This is a genomic window from Streptomyces sp. NBC_00466 (genome assembly GCF_041433995.1).
Lineage (GTDB): Bacteria > Actinomycetota > Actinomycetes > Streptomycetales > Streptomycetaceae > Streptomyces.
Window position 1 is genome coordinate 4415415 of sequence record NZ_CP107896.1, and the last position, 18905, is coordinate 4434319.

Sequence of the window (18905 nt, forward strand, 5' to 3'; positions counted from 1 at the left end):
GCCGGCCGCTGAGCAGCGATGAACGCGGCGGATCCCCGCGGACACGGCAGGCCGACCCGATGGGGCGGATGTTCCCGGCGATAGTACTGTGCACCCGCAACGAGAGATCGCCGGCGCAGAGCAGTGGGAAACGAGTGCACAGCATGACGATCAAAGTCAGCGTGATCATTCCGGTCTACAACCCGGGGCCCTATATCGAGGACTGCATCGCATCGCTGCTGAGACAGTCACTTCCTGACGACGCCTACGAAGCGATCTTCGTGGACGACGGTTCCACGGACGGCACCGGCGAGCGGCTGGACCGGCTCGCCGAGGAACACCCGCTGATCCATGTCGTCCACCAGGAGAACTCCGGCTGGTCGGGCAAGCCGCGCAACGTGGGGATCGCCGCAGCGCGGGGCGAGTTCGTCATGTTCGTCGACAACGACGACTGGCTGGGCGACGAAGCGCTGGAGCGGATGTACGACTACGGCGTCAAGAACGGCGCCGATGTCGTCGTGGGCAAGATGGCCGGTAAGGGGCGGCCCGTGCCGCGCGAGCTCTTCCGCGTCAACCGGCCACGCGCCACGGTCAGGAACGCCCCGTTGATCGACAGCCTCACCCCGCACAAGATGTTCCGCAGGTCCTTCCTGGACGAGACGGGGCTGCGCTTCCTCGAAGGGCGCCGCCGGCTGGAGGACCACGTCTTCGTCACGGAGGCGTACCTGCGGGCGAAGAGCGTCGCCGTGGTCAGCGACTACGTCTGCTACTACCACGTCAAGCGGGACGACGCCTCTAACGCGGGCTTCCGGCGCATCGAGCCGGTGGGCTACTTCCACAACCTGGGCGAGGCGCTCGACGTCGTGGAGAAGTACACCGAACCGGGACCGCTGCGCGACAAGCTGCACCGCCGCTGGTTCCGCAACGAGATGATCGAGCGGATGCGCGGCGCCCGGCTGCTGGCCACGCCGGACGACGGCTACCGGCAGGACATGTTCCAGGAGATGCACAAGCTCGTCGTGGAGCGGTTCGGCCCGGGGGTCTCCGCGTCCCTGCTGCCCACACAGCAGCTCGTCGGCGCGCTCATCAGGGCCGACCGCTACCAGGACGTCGAGCACTTCGCCCGCTGGGAGCGCGACATCGCCGCACACGCCGAACTCACCGGGCTCGCCTGGGAGGACGGCACGCTGAAGCTGGCGTTCACCGCCGGACTCGAGGCGGGGGACGAGCCGGTCCACTACGTCAGGGACGGCGGCGACGAGCTGATCGGCCTGCCCGAAGGTCTGGACAGCCCCGAGACGCTCGCGCAGCTCGGGGTGAAGCCCCTGGCGGCCGCCGACCGGGCCAAGGCCGAACTGGTGGTACGGGAGCGGTCGAGCGCCGCCGAGTTCTACCAGCCCGTCGAGTTCACCCGGGAGCGGGTGGACGGCCCGCGGGCCGGCGAGTTCCGGCTGGTGCTGCGGGGCACGGCGACGGTCACCCCCGGCACAGCGGCCGGCGGCGCACCGCTGGGCGCCGGTATCTGGGACGTACTGGTGCGTGTCCATCAGAGCGGATGGAACAAGAACGTCAGGCTCGGCTCGGTACGGACCGAGGCGGTCACGGCCGGCCGGGAGGCGGCCGTGGTGGGCGAGCCCGCCCAGGTCGTCGTGCCGTACTGGACGGCGTCGCACGGCAACCTCTCGCTCGACGTCGGCGCGACGACCAGCGTCCTCCGCGGGGAGTACCGGAAGCTCGGCGTGCGGGAGGTCCGGGTGATGGACGAACCGCTGCTGCTCGAAATGCTGCTGCCGCTGCACACCGAGGCCGCCGACGGAGCACCCGCCGAGCTCCACCTCACCGACCGGAGGGGCTCGGGCGGCACCGTACGGGTGGCCGCGACGCTGACCACGTCCAAGGGGCGCGCGGGAACGGTTCTGTGCGCCGAGCGGCCCGCCGGGCAACTGACGGCAGGCACCTGGGAGATGGCGGTGAGCGTCGGCGGTGAGGACGCGGAGCGCACGCCGCTGCCGCTGGTGCTCGTCGCCTCCGGGGCCTCCGGCGCGCTGACGGTCCGCCGCCCGCGCGAGAGCCTGGCGCACCGGCGGGCCCGGCTGAGGCGGACGCTCCGGCGCAGTGTGCTGGGGCGGGTGGTGCGCAAGATGCGGCGGATGGCTGCGACGCGATAGAGGCGCGGCAGCGGGCGCGGGCTTCGGGGGCTTAAGGGGCGCGGAGGTCATCCTCCGCGCCCCCTCCTCGTACGGTGCGGCCGTTCCTCGTACGTGCGGCCGTTGCGAAGCGGCTCAGTAGCCGCGCAGGGCCGCCAGTTCCCGGCGTACCGTCCGCAGGCCGGCGGTCCTGCCCCGCCTGCGGGCCAGCGCCGGCCAGATCCGGGAGCCGAGCAGGGCCTCGGGCTCGACGGCCTCCACCCGTTCGAGCAGCGCCTCCGGGACCTTCTGCGGGTCCGGTGTCAGCCACTCCTGGATGATCCCGTCGTACCCGTCCTTGAGGGCGGTGTTCGACCGGTCCATGCCGAACACCAGGAAGACACCGGTCGGCTGGGTGTCGACCTGGACGGTGATCAGATCCGGCCGGTGCCTGGCCACCACCGGGATGAACTTGTAGACGTCCCCGGTCCACGGGCCGGACGGCACTGCCCGGTCGCGGAGGGCCTCCGCGTTGTTGCGCGGCAGCATGTCGTCGAGCACCACCACGCTCGACCAGCCGGTGAACCGCTCGGTGTTGATGAAGTCGCGGAGCGCGTACTCGAACAGGTGCATCCCGTCGATGAACGCCAGATCGACCTGGTTGGCACCGGTGTACGCGCCGAGCAGTGGACGGCCCTTGCGCATGTTGCGCAGCGGATTGCGGCAGCTCATCAGATGACCCATCGGCTGCCGGCCGGCGAAGAAGGTATCGCTGGTCGCCGTGATCAGCTGGAGGTCGCAGTGCAGCTGCGTCCGGATCTTCGGGGCCGGGTCGACCGCGATGCTGGGGACGCGGGAGAGGGCGAGGCTCCGCCCGTCGTTGGTCCCGATCTCCAGATAGGTGCGCGGCTTCAGCACCGCGTGCAGCCGCTGCAGGAATTCGTGCCTGTGCATGGGGGCTCTCTCACGTGGGGGGATGGCACATCGTGATCAAAAGGCCATGTCGGGCTTAACGAAGGCGCCATGACGCAGTTGCGCCGGAGCACATCCCGGCCGCCCGAACCACCCTTTCGGGCAGACGCACGCCCCGGCCCGGTACGCGGCGGACAGGCGGGTCCGTACCCCGTACACCCGGGAATCGGGCCCGCCCGTCCGCTGTCCGTCCACCTGCCCGCAGGCGTCCCGCCCCGGCGGTCTACTTCACCGCGCCCGCCATGACGCCGTTGACGAACTGCCGCTGGAACGCGAAGAACACCGCCAGCGGGATCACCATCGAGATGAACGCGCCGGGTGCCAGCACGTCGATGTTGTTGCCGAACTGCCTGACCTGCTGCTGGAGCGCGACCGTGATCGGCGGGTGCTTGGAGTCCGCGAAGATCAGGGCGACCAGCATGTCGTTCCACACCCAGAGGAACTGGAAGATCCCCAGCGAGGCGATGGCCGGACCGCCGAGCGGCATCACGACTCTGGTGAACAGCCTGATCTCCCCGGCCCCGTCCAGCCGCGCCGCCTCCAGGAGTTCCCTCGGGATCTCCGCGAAGAAGTTGCGCAGCAGGAAGATCGCGAACGGCAGCCCGAACGCCACATGGAAGAGGACCACCCCCGCCGTGGTCTCGAAGAGCCCGATCTCGCCGAAGAGCTTCGAGACCGGGATCAGGGCCACCTGGACCGGCACGACCAGCAGGCCGACCACGACCAGGAACCACCAGTCGCGGCCCGGGAAGTCCATCCACGCGAAGGCGTACGCGGCCAGCGAGCCGATGACCACCACCAGGAGGGTCGCCGGGACGGTGATCATGACCGTGCTGAGCAGCGAGTCGGTGATGACCTTGTTGTCGAGGATCTTGGAGTAGTTGTCGAAGGTCAGCTGCGAGGGCGCTGTGAAGACCTTCCACCAGCCGGACGCCGCGATGTCGGACGAGCCGCGCAGCGAGGAGAGCAGCAGGCCGATCGTCGGCATCAGCCAGAACAGGCCGACCAGGACGAGGAAGACCCGCATCACGCTGCCGCCCGCGCGAGCCGCGATCCGGGAGGCCAGCGGCTCCTTCGGCTTCGCCGCCGGGGCCGCGGACAGCCGCTCGCCGGGGGCCCGTGGTGCGGGAACCTGGGCTTCGGTGGTCATCGGCGCCCCTCCTTCCGCATCCTGCGGATGTTGACGAGCATGATCGGGACGACCAGGAGCAGCAGCAGTACGGCGATGGCGCTGCCGGTGCCCAGATCCGCGTCCGTACCGAACGACGAGCGGTAGAGCTGGAGCGCCAGGACGTTCGCGTCGTCCTGCGAGGAGCCGGGCGCCACGATGAAGACCAGGTCGAAGATCTTCAGGACGTTGATCATCAGCGTGACCAGCACCACCGCGAGGACCGGCGCGAGCAGCGGGACGGTGATCCGGCGGAAGACCTGCCACTCACTGGCCCCGTCCACCCGGGCCTGTTCGAGGAGTTCACGCGGGAGACCGGCCAGGCCCGCCGCGATCAGGACCATGGCGAATCCGGCCCACATCCAGACGTAACTGCCGATGATCGACGGGGTGACCAGGGTCGGCCCGAGCCAGTTGACGCCGTTGTACGGCTCGCGGAAGTTCGAGTCGGGGAGCCGGAGCAGCGCCCCGTCCGCCTTCGCGGGCAGGGTGAACGTACCGTCGGGCGCCGCCTTGGCGCTCGCCACCACCTTGCCGTCCTTGACCGCCTCGACCGTGACGCCCTTGAGCCCCAGCTCCTTGGGGTCGATGATGTTCGGCCTGCCGCCGCCGCCCAGGGTGAAGTCCAGCCAGGCCGTGCCGGTCACCGAACCGGCCGCGGCCTCCGGGGCTTTGGCGGGCTTCGCCGACGACGGCATCTTCGTGGGCAGCACGCCGACGAGCGGCAGCCGGACCGGGGTACCCGCGTGCACCGGCTGCCTGGTGACGAACGAGCCACCGCCGCCGGACTTCAGCGGGGCCCCCGGCAGCGGGTGCGCACCCGGATACCCCGCCGACTCGGCGAAGGTGTCGTGCACGCCCACCCAGACGGCGTTAGCCACTCCGCGCCCCGGATCCTGCTCGTACACCAGCCGGAAGATGATGCCGGCCGCGAGCATCGAGATGGCCATCGGCATGAAGACGACCAGCTTGAACGCCGTTCCCCAGCGCACCCGTTCGGTGAGTACGGCGAAGATCAGGCCGAGCACGGTGGCGACGGTCGGGGCGACCACGACCCAGATCGCGGTGTTCTTGATCGCGGTGCGGATCGCGTCGTCGGTGAAGAGGGTCTTGTAGTTGTCGATGCCGATGAAACTGGAGCCTGCCTGGTCGAAGAAGGACCGGTAGACCGAATACCCGATCGGGTAGACCACGAGCGCGCCGAGCAGCACCAGGGCGGGCAGCAGGAAAGCCGCCGCCAGGGCTTTACGTGTGCCTGTCACGCTCTTGTGCGGCTTTCCGGCGGGGGGCGCCCCGTTGAGGACGTCCCCCGCGACAGCGGAGGTCATCGCGGCGTCAGTTCTTGTACGCCTTGGCCGCGTCGGACTCCAGCTTCTGCTGGGTCCCCGCGATGTCCTTCGGGTTCTTCAGGAAGTCCTGGAGGTCCTTCCACTCGCCCTTGCCCGGTGTGCCGCCGAAGGACTGCGGTGCCTGGTCCGACATGTCGAAGCGGATATCGTCGCCCGCCGCGACCAGGGCCTTGGCGATGGTGCGCTGCACGTCATTGGGGTAGGCCGACAGGTCCAGGCCCTTGTTGGGCGAGACGAAGCCGCCCGAGCCCGCGGCGATCTTCGCCGCGTCCGTGGACGCCAGCCAGGTCAGCAGCGCCTGCGCGCCCTTGGAGTCCTTGAGGATCACCGCGGCGTCGCCGCCGGTCACCACCGGGGCCTTGGCGCCCACTGCGGGGAACGGGAAGACCTTCGCGTCGGTGCCCACCTTCGCCTTGGTCTGCGCGATGTTGGTCTGCGCGAAGTCGCCCTCGAAGACCATCGCGCCCTTGGGCTGGTCACCGCCGGTGAAGGTCTGGGTGACCGACGCCGGGAACTCGGTCTGGAGCGCGCCGTCCGCACCGCCCGAGATGAGCGACGGCTTGCCGAAGAGCTGCGCGAGCGTGGTCAGCGCGGCCTTGACCGACGGATCCGTCCACTTGATCTTGTGCTGGGCCAGCTGGTCGTACTTGTCCGGGCCCGCCTGGGAGAGATAGACGTTCTCGAACCAGTCGGTCAGGGTCCAGCCGTCCGCGCCGCCGACCGAGACCGGTGTGACACCCGATGCCGACACGGTCTCCGCGGTCTTGAGGAACTGCGGCCAGGTCTTGGGCTCGGTCGCCCCCGCGTTCTGCAACACCTTGGCGTTGTACCAGACCAGGGACTTGTTGGCGGCCTTGAAGTACACGCCGTACTGCTTGCCGCCGACCGCGCCGAGGTCCTTCCAGACCTGCGAGTAGTTCTTGTCCAGCTGCGCCTTCGCGTCCGGGCCCACCGGCTTGGCCCACTTCTTGGCCACGGCCTGGGTGATCGCGCCCACCTGCGGCATCATCGCCACGTCCGGCGGGGCGCCGCCCGCGATCTTCGTACCGAGGAAGTTGACGATCGGGTCCTGCGCGGGCACGAAGGTGACCGACGCTCCGGTCCGCTTCTCGAACTCCTTCAGCACCTTGACGAAGTTCGCCTGCTCGGGGCCGGTCCAGACCGCGGCCACTTCGAGCTTCGTACCACTCAGCTTGGGCAGCTCGACGCCGGAAGCACTGCTCTGCCCCGCGGGCTTGTCACTCCCGCTGCCCTTCTTGCTGTTGCTGCCGCCGCCGCATCCCGCGGCCAGGACGAGCGAGCCCGCGGCCACCACCGCGAGAACGGTCCTGCGTGAACGTAGAGCTGTGCCTGTTGTGCGCATTTGCCCCGACCTCTCCCATGCGCGTGCGGTCGGCGCGCCCATGACGTCGGCGACGCCGTTGTCCCGTGAGCACAGTCCTACGCCGAGTGACTCCGGCGCCGCAATACCGGGCCTTGGTCCAACTATTCGATTGTGATGGGCCTGTGACGTTACGTCAGGCGAGCATGTCGGACATGCCCTTCGGGCAGTCAGGCATTCAGGGCGGGTATGGACATCGCGTCGACGGACCTGGCGGCCCGTTCCAGGGCGCTGGCCAGCAGGGCCAAGTCCGTTGGCCCGTTGCCGAGTTCGCGGACGGGGCGGCGGTCGGGCGGGTCGCCCATCCGCTCCCACTCCAGGGGTACGACGGTGGGGCGCAGCGTCGCCGTACGCGGAATGCGGCCGGTGACCCTGCCGCCCTGGAACGGTGTCACCTCGCCGTCGGGGCGGCCCAGCCTGCCCCGGCCCGGTGCGGGTGCGTCCGGCGCGGGGGAGGCCGGCGGGGCGTCGAGCACCACCCGCAGCCTGCTGACCCTGGCCAGCTCGGTGTCGGCCGTACGGTCCGGCCGGGCCGAAGCGGCGATCAGATGGACGCCGAGCCGCTCACCTTCCCTGGCCACCGCCTCCAGCGCCCGGACGACCGAGCCCGCGGTGGGGCGTCCGGGGCTGCCGAGCGCCGGTGCGACCAGCGCGTCGAAGTCGTCGACGATCACCACGAGGCGGGGGAGCGGGGTGGGTTCCGGCATCGGGTCCGTACGCGCTCCGGCCGGGCGAAGCCGCAGGGTGCCGCTGGTCGGCGACTCGATGTCGCCGTTCTGCTCGGCCGGGCCGGGCTGCCGTCGGCCCACCATTCGCTCCGCCACCTCACGGGTCCGGTGCCACTCGGCGAAGCTCCCGGCGCCCAGCAGCTCGGCCCGGCGCTTCAGCTCGCCGCCGAGCGCCTGCGCGAACTCCCGCATCCGGACCGGGTCGGACGCCACCAGATGGGTCGAGGTGTGCGGCAGTTCCGTGCAGGCGCGGAGGCCCTCGCCGCGCTCACCGCCCGCGCCGTCGACCAGGATCAGCCCGAGCCGGTCCGGCCTGGCGGCTGCCGCCAGCGAGGCCGCCGCGGCGCGCAGCAGCTCCGTACGGCCGCTGCCCGCCGGGCCCTCGACCAGCAGATGCGGACCCTCGGTCGCCAGGTCCACGGTGACGGGGCCGCGGGGGCCCGCGCCGAGCACGGCGGTCGTCTCGGCCGCCGCCGCCCAGCGGGCCATCAGCGAGGCGGGGGTGGCACGGGCCAGCCCCAGCTCGTCGAGCAGCCGGGACGACGCGGGCAGCGCCGCGGCCTGCCGGGCGGGGGTGCCGGCCGCCGACGCGTCGGCCCGCAGCGGTGCGAGCGCCCGGCCGAACCGCTCGGCCCAGGCCGCCGACACCGCGTCGACCACGGCGAACGTGCCGCGGCTCGCGGACTGCCCGCCGGCCGCCGGATGGATCCCGCGCGCGGTGCGCAGCAGCCGCAGCGAGGTGGCCACGTCGCCGCTCAGCAGCGCGGCGGCGCCGCACTCGCGGAAGGCGAGCGAGGCGGTGCAGGCCGCCTCATAGGTCGCTTCGAGCGGAGACGCGGGGGAGGCCGCCGCCGTCTCGGCGAGGCAGAGGACATGGACCCCGCAGGCGGCGCCCGCGGATGCCAGCCGTGCGGTGGTCTCGCGCAGGGCGGCCGAGCCGGGGTCGCCGTCCACGATCAGCAGGGTGCAGGGGCCGTCGTACCGCCCGGCTGCCGCCGAGACCGTCCCCGGGTCGGCAGAGGCCCAGCCGGTGCCGAGCGGACTGTCGTCCAGCCGGCGCACCAGCTCGGCGGTGCGGGCGGTCGCCTGGTCCCTGTCGTACGCGAGGAGGAGCCGGCAGTCCTGGCCGTGGGCGGGCCGCACATGCGGCAGCCAGCCGAGCCAGCCCCAGTCGGACCTGCGCGCCTCCAGCGGACGGGCCCGGTCCGTACTGACCAGTACGATCTCCAGGTCCGTCGGCGGGTGCAGCGCGGCGAGCTGGGCGACCGCCGAACGGGCCAGACCGGCCAGCCGCTCGCGGGGGCCCGCGAGCCCCAGCGAACCGGCCTCGCGCAGTGAGACGGTCACCGGGACCGCGGGCACCACGCCGGCCCCGCCGGGGCCGGTCCGGTCGGCGGTGCCGAGCCGGATGACGAGCGCCTCACGGTGGCCGGGGGTGCGCTCCCAGAGCCGGGGGCCCGGCCCCAGCGCGGTGAGCAGCAGGGCGGCCGGGTCGGGCCAGATGTCCGCGCCGGGGATCCCGGCGGCCGGGGCCGGTGGCGCGCCGGACGGGTCGGCGGACTGCTCCGCCGGCCTGTCGCGTACGGCGTCGGGCCGGCTGCCCGCGAGCCGCCTCGCCCAGGCGCCTATACCGCCGCGTCTGCGGGCGCTTTCGTCCGCATCGGGGGCGGCGTCGGCGCTGTTGCGGGCGTTGCCGCCGCGGGTGCCGGTGCCGGTGCTGTCCGCACCGCTGTCGCCGTCGGCGGTGCCGCGGGTACGGGCGCTGCCGTGGCCGTCCGGTGTCCGCTCGTGGGTCTCCGCGCCCCGGTCGGACCGGAGCCTGGTGCCGCGCGGGGGCGTGCCCTGGCGGCCCCGGGAGGTGAACCCGGGGTCCTGGGCGTAGGCCGTCGCGGCCTCGTCGTACAGATTGCTGTAGGGGTCGTGCGGCCGCTGGGCCGCGACCGCGCTGACCCGCCGCGAGCTCGGTCCGCCGCCGGGTCCTGGGCCCGGGCCGCTGTCAGGGCTGCCGCCCTGCTCGGGTATCCGGGGCTCCGGCGGGGCGGCGGGGGCCGGGCGCGTTCCGGGAAGGGCACCGGCCGGGCGGCCACCGGTGGGCCCGGTGGCCTGCGCGGGCACGGAGGCGTGACGGGGCTCGCCCGCCCCGTAACCGGCCGCACCGGCGCCCGCCGACGTACTACCGGCGAAGCCGGAAGCGGAACCGGAAGCGGACTCGGAACCGGACCCCGGCCCGCCGTCCGGGGCCGTGCCGTCGCGGACCACCCGCAGATGGCCCTCGCCGTCCGGGACCGCCGTGAGCACCCGGTCCTGGACGCCACCCTGCGCGCCGCCGGTCGCCGTGGTGATCCGCAGCGCCGACTCGCCGACCCGGAGCAGGGACCCGGGTGTCATACGGACCGGGGCGTCGCCGACACCGGAACCGTCCAGCGTCGTGCCGTTCGTCGAGCCGAGGTCGGCGACCGTCACCCGGCCGTCCTGCTGCACCGTCACCGTGCAGTGCATCCGTGAGACGTCCGGGTCGTCCAGCGGGACGTCCGCCTCGGCGGAGCGGCCGATACGGATCCGGCCGCCGTGCAGCAGATGGACACCGCCCGCGTCCGGCCCGGCGACCACATGGAGCTGGGTGGCCGATCCGTCTCCCCGGTCGTCCTCCTCGGCGGGGACCTGGAGCGAGAGCACCGCTCCGTCCACCAGCGGGGGCTCGCCCAGCGCGGAGCGCTGCAGGTCGAGGCGGTGCCCGCCCGCGTACAGCACCACGCTCCCGGACCCCGTGCCCTCCGGGCCTGCGGCCGCCGTGGCGAGGCCGGACGCGACCGTGGCCAGCGCGGCCCCGGCGGGGGCTGTGACGAGCACGTCGCAGGAGCGCGCCTCGGACGCGGAGCGGCCGCTGCGCGGCGCGAGGACGGTCAGCCGGATCTGCATAGCCGTCAGCGGTCCCTTCTGCGGAGGGTGCCTGGCAGGAGCCGCCCTGTGATCTCCCCCACCCGGCAGGTCGGCACGGCTTCACGGGACTCCCGACCCCACAACTCCGTGCTGGAGGCATCCTCGCATCTGCCACTGACAACACGCCCGGGGGTCACCGCTAAGTGATCTTGAATGGTCGGCTCTGGACGCAAAAGTGCCTGGTTGGGATCGCACCTGACCTGCCAGGAGGTGCCCGCAGGCGTCCCGCGGCAACCAACGGGACGGTCTTCGCGTCTTCCTTTCGAACACAGCTGGAACACGACTGACCCCTGGCTGGAACACAGCTGGCGGGCGGCCGGAACCGGCTCCGGAACCTGATCCCGGGCACCGGCCGTCACACCGGCCGCACAGAGGGGAAGCCGCTCCGGAAGATCGTCGGCCGGTGCCCCCGCGGGCGGCACTAGAGTGGGGCGGACATCCGGGCGGGGGGCCGGTGGACCAGGCAAGGGACGACGATCACAGGGAGCGCATGACGTGCGGCCCGTAGGCAGCAAGTACCTGCTCGAGGAGCCGCTGGGACGCGGCGCCACGGGCACCGTCTGGCGTGCCAGCCAGCGGGAGACCGCGGGCGCCGAGGCGGCCGTCGCGGGTCAGCCCGGCGAGACCGTGGCGATCAAGGTCCTCAAGGAGGAGCTGGCCGAAGACCCGGACGTGGTGATGCGGTTCCTGCGGGAGCGCTCCGTCCTGCTGCGGCTGACCCACCCCAACATCGTGCGGACCCGGGACCTCGTGGTCGAGGGCGATCTCCTCGCGCTCGTCATGGACCTGGTCGACGGCCCGGACCTGCACCACTACCTCCGGGACAACGGCCCGTTCAGCCCGGTCGCCGCCGCGCTGCTCACCGCCCAGATCGCCGACGCACTCGCCGCCAGCCATGCCGACGGCGTCGTCCACCGCGACCTGAAGCCGGCGAACGTGCTGGTCAAGCAGGACGCCGACGGCCAGATGCACCCGATGCTGACCGACTTCGGCATCGCCCGCCTCGCGGACTCGCCGGGCCTGACCCGTACCCACGAGTTCGTCGGCACGCCCGCCTATGTCGCACCGGAGTCCGCCGAGGGCCGCCCGCAGACCTCCGCGGTCGACATCTACGGCGCGGGCATCCTGCTGTACGAACTGGTCACCGGACGGCCCCCGTTCGCGGGCGGCACAGCCCTGGAGGTCCTCCAGCGGCACCTCAGCGAGGACCCTCGCCGGCCCACCACCGTCCCCGAGGCGCTCTGGACGGTCATAGAGCGCTGCCTCAGCAAGGACCCGGACCGCCGCCCCAGCGCCGAGAACCTGGCCCGCGGGCTGCGCACCGCCGCCGAGGGCATCGGTGTCCACGCCACGCCCGCGCAGGTCGCCGCCGCCCTCGGGGTGGCCGCGCTGCTCGCACCGGACCCCGCGCCCGCCGAGGTCCCCGGGACGCCCGGAGCCGCCGACCCCACCCAGGTCCTGCCGAACAACGCGGGGGCGTACGACCCCGCCGCGCGCACCAGCGTGCTGCCGAGCACGGGCGCTCCGGGCCCGGGCGGCCGCCCCGGCGCCGGTGCGGCGGACCCGACCGCCGTGCTGCCGCCCGTGCCCGGCCACGCACCGGATCAGCCCGACATGCCGCCCACCTGGCAGAGCCAGCTCAGCGCGGCCCGCGACCGCAACGAGCAGACCCAGGTGCAGTATCTGGCCCCGGAGCAGGACCCCCTGCGCCACCGGCCGCAGCGGCCCCAGCAGCCGCGGCAGTACCCGCCCCAGCAGCAGCCGCAGCAGTACGCACCGCAGCAGCAGCCCCAGCAGTACGCGCCGCAGCGTCAGCCCCAGCAGCGCCCGCAGCAGCAGTACGCGCCCCCGCAGCAGCCCCAGGCGCCCGCCCCGCGCGAGCCCCGGGAGCCGAGGCGGCGCAGCGCCAACCCGGTGAAGATCCCCGGCCTCGGCTGCCTCAAGGGCTGCCTCGTCATGGTCGTGATCCTCTTCGTCGGTTCCTGGCTGATCTGGGAGCTGACCCCGCTGCAGGAGTGGATCGGCACCTCCAAGAGCTTCATCTCGGAGATCTCCTCCGGCTTCAACTCGGTCCGGGACTTCGTCCAGGGCCTCGGCGGAAGCGGAAGCGGATCCGGCGGAGGCGGAAACTGACAGCCCGCGCGGAACGGCCGGGGCGGACAGGGCGCCGTACCTCAGCGCTCAGCCCCGGCAGCCGGTAGCGCCCAGCCCCGGCAGTCGGTAGCGCTCATTGCGCTCGGCCCCGGCAACCGGCCTGTATACATGTCGACTTCTGCGGAATGAATTACCCCCGCAGAAGTGAGGGTTCCTGCCATCCGGGGCACTGAACACCCCGACGCCCGCGTATTTTGGGAGCCGGGGACCGCCCGGAACCCTGCGCCTGTCCAGGGACGCACCCCCGGGCACGGCACAGCGCCAGCCGCTGAGGGAGCAGTCTTGGCACGGAAGATCGGCAGCCGTTACACCGCGCACCAGATCCTGGGACGCGGGAGCGCCGGCACGGTGTGGCTGGGCGAGGGACCGTCGGGGCCCGTCGCCGTCAAGCTGCTGCGTGAGGACCTCGCCGCCGACCAGGAGCTCGTCGGCCGCTTCGTACAGGAGCGCACCGCGCTGCTCGGCCTCGACCACCCGCACGTCGTCTCCGTACGCGACCTCGTCGTGGACGGCAACGACCTCGCCCTCGTGATGGACCTGGTCCGCGGCACCGATCTGCGCACCCGGCTCGACCGCGAGCGCCGGCTCAGCCCCGAGGCCGCCGTGGCCATCGTCGCGGACATCGCGGACGGCCTCGCCGCCGCGCACTCCGCGGGTGTCGTGCACCGCGACGTCAAGCCCGAGAACATCCTCCTGGACATGCAGGGCCCGCTCGGCCCGGGCGGTTCCCACCCGGCGCTGCTCACGGACTTCGGCGTCGCCAAGCTGATCGACGCCCCGCGCCGGGCCCTGCCCGCGGGCCCGGCCGGACCCGGCCGCCCGCAGGCGTCGAAGATCATCGGTACGCCCGACTACCTCGCCCCCGAGATCATCGAGGGCCTGCCGCCGCGCGCTTCCGTCGACATCTACGCGCTGGCGACGGTCCTCTACGAACTCCTCGCGGGCTTCACACCCTTCGGCGGCGGACACCCCGGCGCGGTCCTGCGCCGCCACGTCACCGAGACCGTCGTACCGCTCCCCGGCATCCCGGACGACCTCTGGCAGCTGCTGGTCCAGTGCCTGGCGAAGGCCCCCGCGTCCCGGCTGCGCGCGTCGGAGCTCGGCGAGCGGCTGCGCGAACAGCTCCCGCACCTCGCGGGCATCCCCCCGCTCGACGTGGACGAGCCCGACGAATCGGAGCCGGGGGAGCAGCCGTACGAGGAGACGTCGTACGAACCGGCCACGCCCACCGAGACCCGCCGCCGCGGCGCGGTCCCGCTCGTCCCCGGTTCCTCCGCCGACTCCAACCGCGACACCCACACGAGCATGCGCGTCCCGGGCCCCGACGAGCTGGCGGGCGGCCCGCTGGGCACGGCCCGCGCCCCGCGCTCCCCGAGCAGGCCGGGCTCCGCCCGCCACCGCTCCACGGCCGAGGCGGTGCGCAGACGCCGTATCAAACTGGGCGCCGCCGCGCTGGGCGTCGCCGTCGTGGTGGGCGTCGGCGGCTGGCTGGCCACGTCGTTGGACGACAACGGCGGACCGGCCCCGCAGGACAGCCACCGGTCGGCGCCGTCCGGACCGTAGGCATACGGCGGGGGCCCGCCCGGCGCTCCACCGGCCCCGGCCCCCGGTCCGATCGGAAGGGCCGGGGACCGCCCCCTCGCCAAGCCGTTACGCTGGTGGCGTGGCAGTCGTCGATGTTTCCGAAGAGCTGAAGTCCCTCTCCTCGACCATGGGGTCGATCGAGGCCGTCCTGGACCTCGACAAGCTGAGGGCCGATATCGCCGTGCTTGAGGACCAGGCCGCGGCGCCGTCCCTGTGGGACGACCCGGAAGAGGCCCAGAAGATCACCAGCAAGCTGTCGCACCTGCAGGCCGAGGTCCGCAAGACGGCGACGCTGCGCGGGCGGATCGACGATCTGGGTGTGCTCTTCGAGCTCGCCGAGGCCGAGGACGACGCCGACACCCTCGCCGAGGCCGAGTCGGAGCTGCTCGCCGTGCGCAAGGCGCTCGAAGAGATGGAGGTCCGCACCCTCCTCTCCGGCGAGTACGACGCCCGTGAGGCGCTCGTCAACATCCGCGCGGAGGCCGGCGGCATCGACGCGGCGGACTTCGCCGAACAGCTCCAGCGCATGTACCTCCGCTGGTCCGAGCGGCACGGCTACAGCACCGAGGTCTACGAGACGTCGTACGCGGAGGAGGCCGGCATCAAGTCGACCACCTTCGTGGTGAAGGCGCCGTACGCGTACGGCACGCTCTCCGTCGAGCAGGGCACCCACCGGCTGGTCCGTATCTCGCCCTTCGACAACCAGGGCCGCCGCCAGACCTCCTTCGCGGGTGTCGAGGTGCTCCCGGTGGTGGAGAAGACCGACCACATCGAGATCGACGAGACCGAGCTGCGCGTGGACGTCTACCGCGCATCGGGCCCCGGCGGCCAGGGCGTCAACACCACGGACTCGGCGGTCCGGCTGACGCACATCCCCACCGGCATCGTCGTCTCCTGCCAGAACGAGCGCTCGCAGATCCAGAACAAGGCCAGCGCGATGAACGTCCTGCAGGCGAAGCTCCTTGAGCGCCGCCGTCAGGAGGAGCAGGCGCTGATGGACTCGCTCAAGGGCGACGGCGGCAACTCCTGGGGAAACCAGATGCGTTCGTACGTCCTGCACCCGTACCAGATGGTCAAGGACCTGCGTACGGAGTACGAGGTCGGCAACCCGCAGTCGGTGCTCGACGGCGAGATCGACGGCTTCCTGGAAGCCGGAATTCGCTGGCGCAAGCAGCAGGAGAAGTAGACCGCCTTTCCGGCGCCGAGCCGGCGCTTCATCTCGGTTTATCGACTTAGTCAGTAGAGGAACTGCCGTTCTGGGGACGGCAGTTCCTCTACTGCGTCACAGTCGTATTCCCGTACGCCGGGCAAGTCATTGCATTTCCGGCATTGCGCTCGCAACGGCCTTGACGCGGTTCTTAAAAGTGGGAAAAGTGACACGCTGCATGCGTAAATCTGGGGCGCGTGTGATCGGGGGGACGGACCACATGATCCCTACGGCCTGCCTGCCCCGTGCGCTGCACCATTGACAATGAGCTACTGGGGGTAGCAGCCAGATGACCAAGAAGACGCGGATTCGCGTAGCGCGCATAGCTGCGGGCGCAGTGATCGCCGCAGGCGCCTCGCTGACCGCCGCGGGCGCGGCACAGGCCGCCGATATTCATGTCCCGCTTCTCGGCACCGACATCTCGGTCCAGGCCGGGGACGACAGTGGCGGCTCGACCGGCGGCGACCCGTGCTCGCCGCTCGACCCCACCTGCAGCGACACGACGGGTGGCAACAGCACCGGCGGTGACACGACCGGTGGTGACACCACGGGCGGTGACACGACCGGCGGGAACACCACGGGTGGTGACACCACGGGCGGTGACACGACCGGTGGGAACACCACGGGTGGTGACACCACGGGCGGTGACACGACCGGTGGGAACACCACGGGTGGTGACACCACGGGCGGCAGCACGACCGGTGGTGACACGACCGGCGGTGACACGACCGGTGGTGACACCACGGGCGGCAGCACGACCGGTGGTGACACGACCGGCGGGAACACCTCCGGCGGCAGCACGACCGGTGGTGACACGGCCGGCGGGAACACCTCCGGTGGTGGCACGACCGGTGGCGACACGTCCGGCTCGACCGGCGGCGGCCACCACGGTGGCACCTCCGGCTCCACGAGCAACGGCAGCTCCACCACGGGCGGTTCGTCCACGGGCGGTTCGTCCACCACCGGCGGTTCCAGCACCAGCACCCAGCCCGACACCCTCGGCTCCCAGCCGGTCGAGCAGGGCAAGCCCAAGCAGGAGCTCGCCGAGACCGGTGCGGGTCAGACCACGTTCCTGATCATCGGTGCCGCGACGATGATCGCCGGTGGCATCGGCTTCCGTATGCTGCCGCGTCTCGCCGGCCGCGGCGGAAACCTCGCCTGAGGGTTCAGCGCGTACGAGGAAGGGCCCCGGGTTCCAGTCGGAATCCGGGGCCCTTCCCCATGATCAAGCGGACGCTCTCAGATGGTCTGGTTCGCCAGCAGGGCCAGCGCGGCCACCAGCACTATCAGCGCGCTCACCAGCAGCAGCGGGCTCACTCCGCCGAAGGGGCCCTCCTCCTGCTGAAGGCGCTCCCTACTGGCCCGGCAGACCCGGCAGCGGCCCTCACTGACAGGGGACGCGCAATTGGCGCACACCAATCGGTCGTAGGTCATGCGCACTCCTCCCATGCGGCGGAGCCGTTCCACGCGCTGTCACTCCCGACAACGCCCGGCGAACCGCAACTGTTCCCCTTACCACTGTGCCAGCTCCCGCGCGTTTCGGCGCGCCCCGCCGGATTCCGCCCGGTCCGTACCCGGGCTCAACGCGGACATACCACGCATCGACGGATGCTGCATGCGGGCGCACTGCGGCTTCGCGTAATGTCACGCTCACCTATTCCCGGCCGACGTGGTGCACTCGTGATCCGATTCGACAACGTCTCCAAGACCTACCCCAAGCAGAACCGCCCCGCCCTGCGGGACGTCTCCCTTGAAATCGAGAAGGGGGAGTTCGTCTTCCTGGTGGGTTCATCCGGCTCGGGCAAGTCGACCTTTCTGAGGCTCGTCCTGCGCGAGGAGCGCACCAGCCACGGCATGGTGCACGTCCTCGGCAAGGACCTCGCGCGCCTGTCGAACTGGAAGGTGCCGCAGATGCGCCGCCAGCTCGGCACGGTCTTCCAGGACTTCCGTCTGCTGCCCAACAAGACCGTCGCGGAGAACGTCGCGTTCGCGCAGGAGGTCATCGGCAAGCCGCGCGGTGAGATCCGCAAGGCCGTACCCCAGGTCCTCGACCTGGTCGGCCTCGGCGGCAAGGAGGACCGGATGCCCGGTGAGCTCTCCGGCGGTGAGCAGCAGCGCGTCGCCATCGCGCGGGCCTTCGTCAACCGCCCCATGCTGCTGATCGCGGACGAGCCGACCGGCAACCTCGACCCGCAGACCTCCGTCGGCATCATGAAACTGCTGGACCGGATCAACCGGACCGGAACCACTGTCGTGATGGCCACCCACGACCAGCAGATCGTCGACCAGATGCGCAAGCGCGTCATTGAACTTGAGAAGGGCCGTCTCGTACGCGACCAGTCGCGCGGCGTCTACGGCTACCAGCACTGAAAGGACGCCATGCGCGCCCAGTTCGTCCTGTCGGAGATCGGCGTGGGTCTCCGCCGCAATCTCACGATGACCTTCGCGGTCATCGTCTCCGTCGCCCTGTCCCTCGCCCTGTTCGGTGGCTCGCTGCTCATGCGCGACCAGGTGAACACGATGAAGGGCTACTGGTACGACAAGGTCAACGTCTCGATCTTCCTCTGCTCCAAGGGTGATGTGGAATCCACCCCGAAGTGCGCCAAGGGTCCGGTGACCGAGGAGCAGAAGAAGTCGATCGAGACCGATCTGAACAAGATGACCGACCTTGTCGAGAAGGTGAGTTACGAGAGCACCGACGAGGCGTACAAGCACTATCAGCAGGAGTTCAAGGGTGCCCCGATGACGGGCTCCATCACGCCGGACCAGCTCCAGTCGTCGTTCCGCGTCAAGCTCAAGGACCCCACCAAGTACAAGGTGATCGCCACCGCGTTCGCCGGCCGGGACGGCGTCATGACCGTCCAGGACCAGCGCGGCATCCTGGAGAACCTCTTCGCGCTCCTCAACGGGATGAACGTGGCCGCGCTCTGTGTGATGGCCCTGATGCTGGTGATCGCGCTGATGCTGATCGTGAACACCGTGCGCGTATCGGCGTTCAGCCGCAGACGCGAGACAGGGATCATGCGCCTGGTGGGCGCGTCCAGCTTCTACATCCAGATGCCGTTCATCATGGAGGCGGCGTTCGCCGGTCTGCTGGGCGGACTTGTGGCCTGCGGGATGCTGCTCGTCGGCCGCTACTTCCTGATCGACCACGGACTCGCCCTGCACGACAAGCTGAACCTGATCGACTTCATCGGGTGGGACGCCGTCCTTTCGAAACTGCCGCTGGTACTGGCGATCGGGCTGCTGATGCCCGCGCTTGCCGCTCTCTTCGCATTGCGCAAGTACCTGAAGGTGTGAGACACGCCCCGGGCGCC

13 protein-coding genes are annotated in these 18905 nt (G+C 71.3%); 7 read left to right on the forward strand and 6 right to left on the reverse strand.

Going from position 1 to position 18905, the window contains the following annotated elements; genetic code table 11:
* Positions 1 to 143 precede the first annotated feature (143 nt).
* Positions 144 to 2147, forward strand: a complete 2004-nt coding sequence (locus OG210_RS19770) for a glycosyltransferase family 2 protein (RefSeq protein WP_371537949.1) — start codon at positions 144 to 146, stop codon at positions 2145 to 2147.
* A gap of 114 nt (positions 2148 to 2261) precedes the next feature.
* Here OG210_RS19770 and OG210_RS19775 read toward each other — a convergent pair whose 3' ends face one another.
* From OG210_RS19775 to OG210_RS19795, 5 genes are all read right to left on the reverse strand, one after another.
* Positions 2262 to 3059 (reverse strand): class I SAM-dependent methyltransferase, encoded by a 798-nt coding sequence (locus OG210_RS19775; protein ID WP_328327137.1) that lies wholly within the window; start codon positions 3057 to 3059, stop codon positions 2262 to 2264.
* Positions 3060 to 3300: 241 nt separating this feature from the next.
* Positions 3301 to 4227 (reverse strand): carbohydrate ABC transporter permease, encoded by a 927-nt coding sequence (locus OG210_RS19780; protein WP_371537952.1) that lies wholly within the window; start codon positions 4225 to 4227, stop codon positions 3301 to 3303.
* Entirely contained in the window at positions 4224 to 5573 is a 1350-nt protein-coding gene (locus tag OG210_RS19785; RefSeq protein ID WP_371537954.1) for a carbohydrate ABC transporter permease, read from the reverse strand. Before OG210_RS19785 ends, OG210_RS19780 begins: the two co-directional genes overlap by 4 nt.
* A gap of 7 nt (positions 5574 to 5580) precedes the next feature.
* Complete coding sequence (locus tag OG210_RS19790) at positions 5581 to 6957, reverse strand: ABC transporter substrate-binding protein (protein ID WP_328327131.1); 1377 nt, start codon at positions 6955 to 6957, stop codon at positions 5581 to 5583.
* 188 nt (positions 6958 to 7145) lie between these two features.
* Positions 7146 to 10622: an FtsK/SpoIIIE domain-containing protein gene (locus OG210_RS19795; RefSeq protein WP_371537957.1), complete on the reverse strand. Its 3477-nt coding sequence runs from the start codon at positions 10620 to 10622 to the stop codon at positions 7146 to 7148.
* A gap of 516 nt (positions 10623 to 11138) precedes the next feature.
* On the opposite strand from OG210_RS19795, the gene OG210_RS19800 reads away from it, so the two are divergent.
* The 4 genes from OG210_RS19800 (at position 11139) to OG210_RS19815 (ending at position 16750) form a co-directional block, all read left to right on the forward strand.
* Positions 11139 to 12776 carry a serine/threonine-protein kinase gene (locus OG210_RS19800; protein WP_371537961.1) on the forward strand — a complete coding sequence of 546 codons (1638 nt, stop codon included), beginning with the start codon at positions 11139 to 11141 and terminating at the stop codon, positions 12774 to 12776.
* Positions 12777 to 13079: 303 nt separating this feature from the next.
* Complete coding sequence (locus tag OG210_RS19805; protein ID WP_371537964.1) at positions 13080 to 14360, forward strand: serine/threonine-protein kinase; 1281 nt, start codon at positions 13080 to 13082, stop codon at positions 14358 to 14360.
* A 100-nt stretch (positions 14361 to 14460) separates the two neighbouring features.
* Positions 14461 to 15567, forward strand: coding sequence for a peptide chain release factor 2 (gene prfB, locus OG210_RS19810; RefSeq protein ID WP_328327123.1), 1107 nt, complete (start codon positions 14461 to 14463; stop codon positions 15565 to 15567).
* Positions 15568 to 15877: 310 nt separating this feature from the next.
* A complete protein-coding gene (locus OG210_RS19815; protein ID WP_371537968.1) occupies positions 15878 to 16750 on the forward strand; it encodes a hypothetical protein in 873 nt (290 codons plus the stop codon).
* A gap of 77 nt (positions 16751 to 16827) precedes the next feature.
* On the opposite strand, the gene OG210_RS19820 is transcribed toward OG210_RS19815, so the two are convergent.
* The gene (locus OG210_RS19820; protein ID WP_371537971.1) at positions 16828 to 17022 is read right to left on the reverse strand and encodes a hypothetical protein; all 195 of its coding nucleotides are present in this window, start codon (positions 17020 to 17022) and stop codon (positions 16828 to 16830) included.
* Between the two features lie 246 nt (positions 17023 to 17268).
* Between OG210_RS19820 and ftsE the strand changes: the two genes are divergently transcribed.
* Positions 17269 to 17958, forward strand: a complete 690-nt coding sequence (gene ftsE / locus OG210_RS19825) for a cell division ATP-binding protein FtsE (RefSeq protein ID WP_164266073.1) — start codon at positions 17269 to 17271, stop codon at positions 17956 to 17958.
* Positions 17959 to 17967: 9 nt separating this feature from the next.
* Entirely contained in the window at positions 17968 to 18888 is a 921-nt protein-coding gene (ftsX, locus tag OG210_RS19830; protein WP_328327117.1) for a permease-like cell division protein FtsX, read from the forward strand.
* Positions 18889 to 18905 lie beyond the last annotated feature (17 nt).